9 protein-coding genes are annotated in these 11,188 nt (G+C 32.9%); 3 read left to right on the forward strand and 6 right to left on the reverse strand.

Annotation, left to right across the window (positions count from 1 at the left end):
• The first annotated feature begins 908 nt into the window (after window positions 1–908).
• Window positions 909–1,808 (forward strand): DNA-3-methyladenine glycosylase family protein, encoded by a 900-nt coding sequence (locus tag G468_RS0110665; RefSeq protein WP_026823115.1) that lies wholly within the window; start codon window positions 909–911, stop codon window positions 1,806–1,808.
• Window positions 1,809–1,913: 105 nt separating this feature from the next.
• Here the strand turns inward: G468_RS0110665 and G468_RS0110670 are convergent, their stop codons facing one another.
• The 5 genes from G468_RS0110670 to G468_RS0110690 are packed head-to-tail and all read right to left on the reverse strand — an operon-like array spanning window position 1,914 to window position 7,607.
• Entirely contained in the window at window positions 1,914–2,615 is a 702-nt protein-coding gene (locus tag G468_RS0110670; protein WP_026823116.1) for a fimbrial biogenesis chaperone, read from the reverse strand.
• A gap of 30 nt (window positions 2,616–2,645) precedes the next feature.
• A complete protein-coding gene (locus tag G468_RS0110675; protein ID WP_026823117.1) occupies window positions 2,646–3,725 on the reverse strand; it encodes a fimbrial protein in 1,080 nt (359 codons plus the stop codon).
• 13 nt (window positions 3,726–3,738) lie between these two features.
• On the reverse strand, window positions 3,739–6,261 hold the full coding sequence (locus G468_RS0110680; RefSeq protein ID WP_026823118.1) for a fimbria/pilus outer membrane usher protein: 2,523 nt from the start codon (window positions 6,259–6,261) through the stop codon (window positions 3,739–3,741).
• Window positions 6,262–6,272: 11 nt separating this feature from the next.
• Window positions 6,273–6,968 (reverse strand): fimbrial biogenesis chaperone, encoded by a 696-nt coding sequence (locus G468_RS0110685; protein WP_026823119.1) that lies wholly within the window; start codon window positions 6,966–6,968, stop codon window positions 6,273–6,275.
• 51 nt (window positions 6,969–7,019) lie between these two features.
• Window positions 7,020–7,607, reverse strand: coding sequence for a fimbrial protein (locus G468_RS0110690; RefSeq protein ID WP_026823120.1), 588 nt, complete (start codon window positions 7,605–7,607; stop codon window positions 7,020–7,022).
• A 999-nt stretch (window positions 7,608–8,606) separates the two neighbouring features.
• Between G468_RS0110690 and G468_RS0110695 the strand changes: the two genes are divergently transcribed.
• Window positions 8,607–9,236: a bifunctional 4-hydroxy-2-oxoglutarate aldolase/2-dehydro-3-deoxy-phosphogluconate aldolase gene (locus G468_RS0110695; protein WP_026823121.1), complete on the forward strand. Its 630-nt coding sequence runs from the start codon at window positions 8,607–8,609 to the stop codon at window positions 9,234–9,236.
• A 293-nt stretch (window positions 9,237–9,529) separates the two neighbouring features.
• Complete coding sequence (locus G468_RS0110700; protein WP_026823122.1) at window positions 9,530–10,708, forward strand: hypothetical protein; 1,179 nt, start codon at window positions 9,530–9,532, stop codon at window positions 10,706–10,708.
• A 190-nt stretch (window positions 10,709–10,898) separates the two neighbouring features.
• On the opposite strand, the gene G468_RS0110705 is transcribed toward G468_RS0110700, so the two are convergent.
• Window positions 10,899–11,188: IS5 family transposase (locus G468_RS0110705; RefSeq protein WP_026823123.1), on the reverse strand; the 290-nt coding region annotated here is incomplete at its 5' end.

Genomic DNA, 11,188 nt, shown 5'->3' on the forward strand with positions numbered 1-11,188 from the left:
TAGGCTTATCCCGATTATTTTATTTGGATAATTACCGATTAAATAGCCATTGGCATAGAGTAAATTAATGCCCATAGAGGAGAAAAAATGGATAACGAGGGGTAAAAAAGCGGACTGCTTGATAATGTTCCATTTGCAATTACTCCTTTTGCTTACTTATATCGTTTATAAAGATATAGATAAGTATTATTTAAAAACGTATAAATTTGTTTCCATTTATGAATAAACCTCAAACCACAATAATAAAATCAAAAGTTAACAAAAACAAACATCAAACAAGTCAATGTAACCCAATAATTTATTAACATTTACCGTTAATAAAAAAAAATAACCCATGGTAACTTAGCTTTTTACTTAAAAAATATTTAACAATCATTAGATTAAATAATATTCTTATTGCTATAGTGTTAAATAAAAATCAGCTAATCACTATTTTTATTTAAAATTATATTACAAATGGAAATAATTTTATTTAGCTAATCTGTGTCTCATTTATTAATGACCAACAAACTGAATACCAATAGGGTTAATATTTAATAATGATAAAAGCAGCAATTATACTTAGTGATAAATTTTAAAATATAAAACAAGCGAACTATTTTCTTCTTAAGCAAAAATAAAAGAATAAACAATAAATGAAAAATTAAACACTAAGAATAAATGAATAAAAATCGTTAATAACACGTTAGTATATAATTTTGATTTTATCGAGCAGGTAACCCCAATAACGAGTGTTAATATTATCTAATCCTACGGCAAACAACAGCTATTTTTTAGTTTTTAACTTGCTAACAACAGAATTTAATGCATAAATTCTCATCTTTAATTTACTTGCTTTTATGTTACTATTTTTTTATCAATTTAAGCGCGAACTGATGACTAAATTTAAAATTAAATAACCATAAAAAATGCCAGCAAAAAAAATCATTATCCATTTACCAAATAATTATCACTACCAACACTTTCTTGCCTATCACTTACGAGATAAGCAAAGTGTGGCAGAAATTATCGCCTATAACCAATTAAGAAAGGGAATTACCTATTATGACCAACCCGCTGAATTAACGTTTACGCTAAATAAAAATAGCATTTTGTTTTCTCTGAAAATTGACAACCCACATACCTTTATCACTGAGGAACAGCTTGAAAAACTGGGAAAAAATATGCTCGGGTTATATCAACCCATTGAACTTTTTGAAGATAAATACCATAACCACCCAGTCATTGGTAATTTAATTTCTCGCCAACAAGGTTTACGTGTTTATCAAGCAGCAACCGCATTTGAAGCGATTACTTGGGCAATTATTGGGCAACAAATTAGTGTCGCTGCCGCAATTGCTATTCGTCGCCGATTCATTCATGCTTTTGGTAAACAACACGCGTCTGGAATTTGGTGTTTTCCCTCTCTCTTTGCGATCCATGCTGATGATGAGCAAAAACTAAGATTATGTGGATTTTCTAGCGGTAAAGCAAAAACGCTTATTGCATTATGCAATATGTTAAAAAACAACCATCATCTATTAAATGTTCCTGTAGATGAAACTAATTTGTCATTATGGACACAAAAATTGAGTGAAATAAAAGGAATTGGTCCATGGACAATCAGTTATTCCTTGCTTCGCGGCTTCAATTATTTGAACGGTTCTTTACATGGTGATGGCGCTGTCCAGCGTAATCTTCAGTATTTATTAAATAGTAGTGAGAAAATAAGCGCAACAGAGACAGAAAAATGGTTAGCACAATATTCTCCCTGGAGAGCACTCGTGGCAGCTCACCTCTGGCAACAACAATCTAATGCTAGCTATTGAACAGAAAAATTATATTAATTAAAACTAACACAAAAAATATGCTCCCGTGTCATAACCGAATTTAGCGTTGACGAGGTTAACAGATTAAATAACGGCACTTTAATACTATTTAAGTTTTTTAACTTGATTAATAAATTGCCCTTCATCATTAATGTATTCGATCAAAATCTCATCATCGAAAACAACATGGCTTTTATTTTCGACTGCATGTTGTGAAAAAGGCGGCAACATAATTGTTTTAGATAAAGCATTATTTTTATCTAACCGATTATAAAGTGCGGACAGAGTAAAAAAATAGGCGGTTGGGTTATCAATAGAAAGTGATTCTCCAACCTTAGTTATTTTTATATGCTCAGCTGCATTCTGAAAAGTTTTATTGATACTATGAGGTCGAAAAAAAAGTTTAATTCGTGTTCTTAGCGCCAACTGTAAAATATTCTCAGTTTTTAAGCTGTCGGGTTTTGGCGCAATATCTAGCACATTAAGATAAAAAATAGATTCGCGATCAGTGGGTAGCTGATTTGCTAACTGTTGAATACGAAGTTGCGCCCCCCCTCTAGGTTTTATTTTGACAACCGGAGGTATCACAACAAAAGGCGCTTGTGTTGTCTCCGGCGTTGAATCAATATTACCTTCATCAATCCAGCTTTGAACCAGTGATATGTTATCACTGGAATTAACTAATTGAATAACAGCCTCTTTTCTTTCAGCAGAAAAAATAACTCGCGTTCCTTTAAGAAAAACACTACTACTCGTTGAAAAAGCAGTAAAATAGAGTAAGAAAGCTAAATAAATTTTTTTTCTCATTTTCTTTTTGATCCTAATAATTAATTCTATTTAGTCATAAGAAAAGACTAAAATTGCCGTTGAAGTTATTTTTCCGGCAGAAATATTATTTAGATCATAAGCGTAGTAATAGGCCCCCATATTAATGGAAAAAGAGGGCGCTAAAGCACTGCCCGCTGCAATATTAAAAATAGATGTTGCATTGCCTTGTATACTTTCACTACTGGAAAAAAGAATAGGTGATGAAGTTTTATTGCCTTGCACTAGGCGAAATCCGACGCCTTTAGCACCTTGTTGGGTGGTATTTATTAATACTGTTTTATCTGTGCTATGCAAATTATTACTGGCCAAAAACATGGCAATATTTCGCGTCGTTTTATTACCAGTCAATAGATCACTACAACTAAAATTTAGGCTAAAGGGCTGATAACCAGGTCTGTCAATATTTTTGACATCATTAATGCTAACCATAGGTAGATTAACGACTAAGCCTTTATTTGAAAAATCGCAGGTAGTGGCAATAGGATTATATTTAATGGTAATTGGCTGCAGAAAAATATCATTTTCATCAACAGGCCATTGCCAAGTTAATAAGAATTGGATTAATTTCGTCACAATTCTAACTAACCACACCAGAATACCGAGCGATGAAGCATCCGATGCCAATATAAAAGGTGAGATCTTCGCAGTATCACCAGCCACTTCGGTATAATTACCGCTCGGCTTACTCTTCAACAAAGTAAACTGTAAGGTAAAATTAGTATCTAAATTAGATGCAGGATGTGTACCTCTTGGTATATTAGTTACGCGATCCTTTCCCATCGCAGTCATGGTAACCTGAACAAACTGCTTGCCACCATTAAATCCTATTGTTGCTGTTCGACCATTAAATGGCGAAGCAATACCAATCGCATTAGGAAAAAGTAGCCCTGGGGAACTACATGTAAATGTTCCTGAGAACATGGTTTTATCTGTTTTCGTCACTACCGTTGATGAACTACTAAAATCAGCCGATAAATCATAATATAAACTCGGTACTGTGATCGTGCTATTGGGTTTACAGTCGGCATAAATCGATTGGCTGAAAGAGCAAGCTGATAATAATAAAAAATTTATTGCTAATTTATTCATATTATTTTCCCAACTATCGGCAAATATTACGATTGAGGTATAAGGTATCAACGGGTTGCTGGATGATGCATTCTGTTTTTCCGTCAATATTCAATTTGACATTCAGTGATTGTGGTAATTGATCACTTTTTATATAAAGCACACTTGACTGCCCAACATGACCAACAAATTCACCCTGACTATCAGTAACCTCTGTACCAAAAGGTAAATGGCTACCATCGGCAAAAGTCGCCTTTAACATATAAGTTTTTCGCTGATCGGTTTCCAATTTGATATGACTAACCGCTCCGTCATAAGGGATCACATGTGCAACATTGTCAGTAATCTCTGCACCTGAAGTCTGATTGGTATGAGAGAGGGTATAAACATTTGTACGATAAGGTGTAGCATTAGTTACTAATGCTAATCCCTGTTTATTGGTAAGGACTGCTCGATTATTATTAACGGTTAGATTTTCAGCCATTGGAGCTTCTATTATCGTTAATGTATTCGCTGTTTCACCAGAAGCAAGAATATGGTAAGGAAATGCAACGATGGTTCCTCTGGCATTTAAACCTGTCTGTCGATAATTATTAGCCTCACTATATGAAGCGCCAACTGTACTATAGGGATTGCGATAATTTACACTACCACTTATTAAATTATTACCTCCAGTCTGATTTGAAGCGGTTAATGTATAATCGATTAAATCATATTTACCCGCTGTCCCACTGACACTGATATTGGCTTGTTGATAATTGGTATTTGTCATGTAAATACCAGAATTGAGATAAGCATTGCGACTAAATAGATTAATAGGAACACTGGCACTCAAGTAATAACGAGTTTCTTCTTTTTGATCGGTATTCCTTACCCGTGAAACAGATAAGTTATAGGTAATATTTTTATAATTATTTGAGTAACCAATTTGATACTCGCGGCTGGTACCACCAATATTCCAATAATTTCTCAGTGTACCAGCCAGAAAAATAACCCCATTATCTTTTCCCAAATGCTGATTTAAATTTAAATTAAATGTATTTCTGGCACGAGCACCGCGCAAAGCATCAAAAGTTGCCAAATCTAAATCTGAAGGATTATTTCGATTTTGATCATTAAGATTATTTTTAATCGTCGCTTGATACTTAAGCCATGCTTGATAATTATCATGGGCATAAATGGAATCAATAAAACTATAATAATCTCCTGTTGAATAACGATAGGCCGCTATAGTCAGATTAGTAGCAGTTGTTGACAAAAACTTGCTATAAGCCAGGCGAAAACTTTGGCCTCGTTTGGTTCCGGTATCTAAATAAGCTGCTGCATGGGTCGCATCAAATGAAACAGCACCAAACGGAAAATTCCAGCCACTACCAAGTAAAATAGCATTATAATCACGGCTACCAATAAAGCCGGCATAAACGGTGACTAAATTATTGATACCATAATAGGCTTCAGCTTGAGCAAATTTCGGTTGGAAATAGGTATTTGCCATTTTTGATTGTCCAGCCAAAATATTGTAAGCATATACACCCGCTTTCATCATATTTGGTACGGCTGAAAATGGCACCGTAAAAGAGTCTTGACGACCATCGGCCTCCTGCACTACAACAGACAGATCGCCCGCTCCTCCAGCTGCACGTAGATCACTAAATTCGAACGCGCCTGGCGGAACCGCTTCTTGATAAATTAGATTACCATTCTGATATACTTTTACTAACGCATTTGTTTGAGCAACACCTCTGACAACCGGCGTAAATTCCTGACTGGAATTAGGTAACATATTCATTTCTGTTGTTAATACCCCGCCTCTAAAACGAATACTACTAAACAAGGTAGAGGGGGAATAGAAATCACCTAACATCAAATTAGAAGATATCGCACTGAAAGAACGGCGTAAGTAGCGGGTATTATTTTGCCATTTATGATCACCGCTGGAATAATAAGAATAACTTGACTCATCTCGAAACTGCCAGGCTCCGATATTAATTCCGCTATTTAAATTGGCAAAAAAAGCTTCATTACGCTGTTTGTTATTTTTTTTCTCCCGATAATTATAATAATTAGTATTATAAGAGAGAATAATTGCCGGTACACCGTAGTCCCAATTCATCGGATCAACATAACCTATCTCCGATTTAACTAATGAAATTTGCGGGACTGAAATATTTAATGCTAACTGATTAACATCTAAATAATAGTTGATCTCATTAACCAAATTATCCAACGAAATAGTTGTATTTTGCTCAATTATCTGTTTTGTCTGAGCTGAAAGTTTTAAACCTAATTTATTAGCATCTTTAGCATCAATAGTAATATTTTGATTTTTTTCGCCAATATCAACTTCAAATTGTCCTTTCCAATCATCATTAACATAAATATCGACCCATTGTTTACCTGGCGGAATTTCACTATTTCGATAAAAACGAGATATGTCTCCTTGAGCTGATTTTCCCACTAGCAAAGTAGTATCAAATTCCTCTGCAAATAATTCCGGCATATAATCCAATATACCTAATAAAATTAGGCTATTATAAAGATAATATATTTTTTTCACGATTTATCTTCTTATTTAAGGTTAATATTTTTTGTTTTATAAACACCAAAATCATCAACATAAGTTACGGTTAATTTATTATGCTTAACCTTATTTTTTAGCGGCAATTTAGAGCTTGATAGCGGAGGGATCATCTTCGATTTTGTCAGATTCTTTTTTGTCTCATTAATATTCGTTATTTTTGCTATCGTGAAATAATATTTAGAATCATTTTTTACTATAATGCTATTATCCTCTAACTTATAACTTATTTTTTTATATACCTCTGCCGGAGGAGTAATCAATCTCTTAGGCCGATAAAATAATTTAACTCTTGATTTAATTGCCAATTGTAAAACGCTTTTACCTTGGGTATTTTCTGGGTATGGCGGAATATCAAGAATATTTAAATAAAAAATACTCTCTCTATCTTTAGCTAATTTATGCGACATCATTTTTATTTTTAATTGTTGTCCTTTTAGTCCCGCTATTTTTACAATAGGTGGGAAAACATAAAACGGTGAATGGCTCTTTTCAGGGGTAGAATTTATATTGCCATCATCAATCCATGATTGTACTAATGCCGGTAGCTTTCCATGATTTGTTAATTGCACTGTAACATTGTCCTTCCCTTCATAATAAATGATCCGAGTCCCTTGCAATACAATATTGGCTAATATATTTTTAGAAGAAATAATTAATATAATAAATAACAAAAATTTTTTCATAATAAATAGTCCGTTAAAAACCAGACTCAAAAAGAGCCTGGTTAATGTTATTTACAAATAAGAGATGGTATAGATTAAATTTGCATGCAATGGACCCGCTTTAGCGGGTGCCGCTCGCGTTTTGTAATAACTAACGATGAACGTTAACTCGTCAGCTTGTGGTGCTGTTTTATCTCCTTTTATGCTCGTATCATAAGGGGTATTTAATGCAATAGCGGTCGTTGTAGCATTTGGTGCAGATAAACTAAATCCAACATTTTTTGCTACATTAGGATTATTTTCATCAACAGTATCATTCACCAAATATTGACCATCCGTCGAGATACTACTTGGTGATGAAAAATGAAATTGTAAATTACCGCCTGAATTGCCAGCAGGTGCACAATCAGAAAAAGTTAACTTAAATGCTTTCTGATTTTTTGCAACAACAGTATATGCCGCTGTTCCGGCATCAGAAACCGAAATGGGATCTAGTAATATAGTAAAGTTTGCACTATCACCTCCATTAATTTTACAAGTAGTATCACTTATAGCACCAGCAAATGAAATTATTCCACCTGCTGAATTAGTCGCAGCTAATATATGCGACGAAAATAAAGTCGCAGATAATAGCAATAACGGGAGTATTTTCTTAAACATAATTAACTCCAAAAAAATAAATGAATAAGCCAATAAAATAGAATTTATTTTATTGGCATAATGGAAAAGGTTAATAAGAAATAACATTAACCTGAATTGATATTAGATGCCTCTATCTAACTTACAAGAAAGGTAAAATGATATTTTTATTTTTTGTGATTTATATCAAAGTAAATATTTTATTTAATAATCAATAGATAAAAGTATTTTTCTATTTAAGAAATAAGTTAATCATTCGCAAATCAATTTAGATTTATAATAATGAAAATAATTTAACAGAAAAAATTACTCGAATTAATTACTACTTATAGACTGGATTGCCAGATATTTTATCTGATTGATTAAGTGAATTTTTTATTCCAGCTCAACTTTAGAAAGCGTTCAGATAAAATTAATAAATAATTGAAATTTTATGCCAAATTTAACAACAAAAAACATTGATTTATTCATGTCTAAATAAAAAACGATATATATCGATTGTTTTTTCTATTTTTCAACAAAAAATAACTAAACTTAGGTATAATTTTTAATTCTTCTTCAATTGAATATATAAAAATATTTATTCATATAACTAAAATTCATTAATTAAGAATATGAAGGAATAATAGATTGTTATACTAGTTTTCCAATGAATTTTTATAAACATATTTAGCATTTTTATTTTATATAAAAAATAACAATAAATAATTAGCATTATTAATAAACAATGCAGTAAAGTAATTTTTTAGCTATTCCTTATAATTAAAAGATATAAATAGAGAGATTAATAAAAAATAAATTAACGTTCTATTTATATAATACGATTATTCATTCTTACCAGCTACGAATTTTGTTAAATAATTACCTCATCTCTCCATTAAAAATGGTCAAATCGGTATTAAAAACAAGCTAATAATTCAGTTACTAGCAAATATCGTTATTTAATATAAAAGTGCTATCATTCCTCTTCAGTAACAAAAAGTATTACTCACCAATTTCAAGACCAAAGGAAAATTGATTATGCTCACACTGATAGATAAATTACGACAATTGAGGATCATTCCGGTTATTACCATTGAACGAGCACAAGATATTGTTCCTTTAGGCAAAACATTAGAAAAAAATGGATTACCAGTAGCAGAAATTACGTTTCGTACGCCAGCAGCAGCAGATGCAATCAAACTGCTTAAAGAAGCGATGCCGAACAAAATTTTGATTGGTGCAGGCACTATTATTAATCGAGAGCAAATTAGACAAGCCGAAGCTGTTGGCGCTGATTTTATCGTTTCACCTGGTTTAAACCCAGATACGGTAAAAGGATGTCATGAATTAGACATACCAATTATTCCTGGTATAAATAATCCAACTCAAATTGAGCAAGCTATGCAACTTGGTATTAATCTTGTTAAATTCTTCCCCGCAGAACCTTCAGGTGGTTTATCTATGCTCAAAGCACTACTCGCTCCCTACCCGCAATTAGAAATTATGCCAACCGGTGGGATCAGCCCAGAAAATATTCGCCATTATCTTGCTTTGCCACAAGTCGTTGCTTGTGGAGGTTCATGGATGGTGGAAAATAAATTAATAAAAGCTAGAGATTGGGCTGCTATTGGTCAACTTACCTGTGAGGCGGTTACATTAGTTAAGTAATATTTATTTTCGGTTGTAATAAGGTCAACATCTGGCCTTATTTTTCCAATTTATTCCCCTCTCAACACCGTCAATTTTTATCGGCTTCAATTCAATCATTTTAGGTTAACAGAATATAATCATAATTTGTCAATCAAAAATCACTTAAACAACCAGCTAAAAAATAGTGCTAATTTTTGATAAACTAGCGATATTAACTAAATAATTTACAGCAGATTAGTTAACTTAACGGTAGGTTTTATTTAAAAATAAATATTACTATAGAATATATTTTGATTTATAAAAAATAACTTATGCTATCATCCTATAATACTGTAACTAGTACACAAAATAATCCTTCATCTAGCACGGATGTCTATTGTTATTATAAAAAAGAAGACGACATTAAAGATATTAATAGAAAAGGATCCCTTCTACAGAATGTTCAATCAGTTTCTAACACGGCAAACAATTTAGCGTTGTCAGATAACACAATAATCATAGCTAAAGCTAAATTAATTGCAGAAAAACCAGCAATTCCCGTAATCATAAAAAAATTACAACGAACATCCAGTAAACTAACACCAATCGAGAGCGTTACACAAGTTGATCGTTCAACATCAGAAAGTCTAGTTAAAATAGCCGAACCCCAAATTAAGCAAGAGACACGCCAGCAAGAAAAAAAAACGCAACAACTATTAGCACACTTAAAAAAAATAGATCTCATCGATGAAAGTATAGAGGCGGTTGGTTTAAATAATATTAAAATTTCAGATCCGATGTTTGGTCAAAAATTAGAATTAGCATTTTTAAAAGTAAAAGAAGGCGTTAACTTTGTTAACAATCTATTTAGCAATGAACTATCGGCACTAGAGAAACAGGCCATTCAACAAGAAATTGTTAGCTATTTTAGAGATATAAATTATCCTGATCCTGATACCGATAAATCTATTATTAATTTGGTCAAAATACATATCAAAAAATTTTTAGCATTCGTTAATCGCTATTCACCGGATAAGATAATCAGTGTTAAAGAGAACAAAAAAGATAATCAAAAAGTGGCCTGGATTTATGAGAACGATCCAGAATTCTGTATCTTTATGACCAATTCAGCTGTACATGAATATTCCAATGCTATCGCATGGAATTTTATTCACGAATTATCACATATTTCGCTAAAAACTAAAGATTTTTGGTATATTGTAAGCGTTCCCCCACCCTCTAAAATCGGAGCGGTCGGTTTTGATTCTTTTGCAGGCAAAATCGATGTTCTTACTAGAATGCAAACGATCAATTATAGAAAAAATGACTTTCTTGTTAATGGGCCTGACTATGAAAATACTATTTTTAGTGTATTTAATAGTCGCTGTACCTATCTTAAAGCAGAGACAATACTTAATAATGCGGATTCAATCGCCATGTTGTTATTTTTTGTTAATCAAAAATTCAATGGGCCCTTAGCTGCATTAACAACAATACCTAACTACGACTAATTTTCAGCATGATCACCAGTGGTTGACAAGTATTTCTTTAGTTGTTCGATGTTATCGGTTTGATAGCGAGCCTCATGATTTTTTCTCTGTTTTTTACTTAATACTTGAGTGGTAATGAATAAACAGTAAAAAGAAACGTTGTTAACAATAAATAAAAACGAGTCTTACGTTTAGTACTAGGCTGTGTCCCTTAATTGCGTAATCGGCGGTAAAACAAGCGAATGCAGCCCAGTTTCACCATTGCTAGATAGTTTCTTGCCGTTTTTTCATAACGTGTAGCGATCCGGCGATATTCCTTTAAACGGCCAAAACACCTTTCCACAACGTTGCGATGGCGATAAGCATCACGATCAAGTTGCGAGCGTCCATCTGAAGCCAGTTTTTCATTTGATTTTCGGGGAATAACCGTTTTCATCCCTTTTCTTTTCAACTCGTTACGTAGCGCATTCCCAGAGTAGGCTTTGTCAGCCAGTACCGTAT

The organism is Arsenophonus nasoniae DSM 15247 (assembly GCF_000429565.1).
Taxonomy (GTDB): Bacteria; Pseudomonadota; Gammaproteobacteria; order Enterobacterales; family Enterobacteriaceae; genus Arsenophonus; species Arsenophonus nasoniae.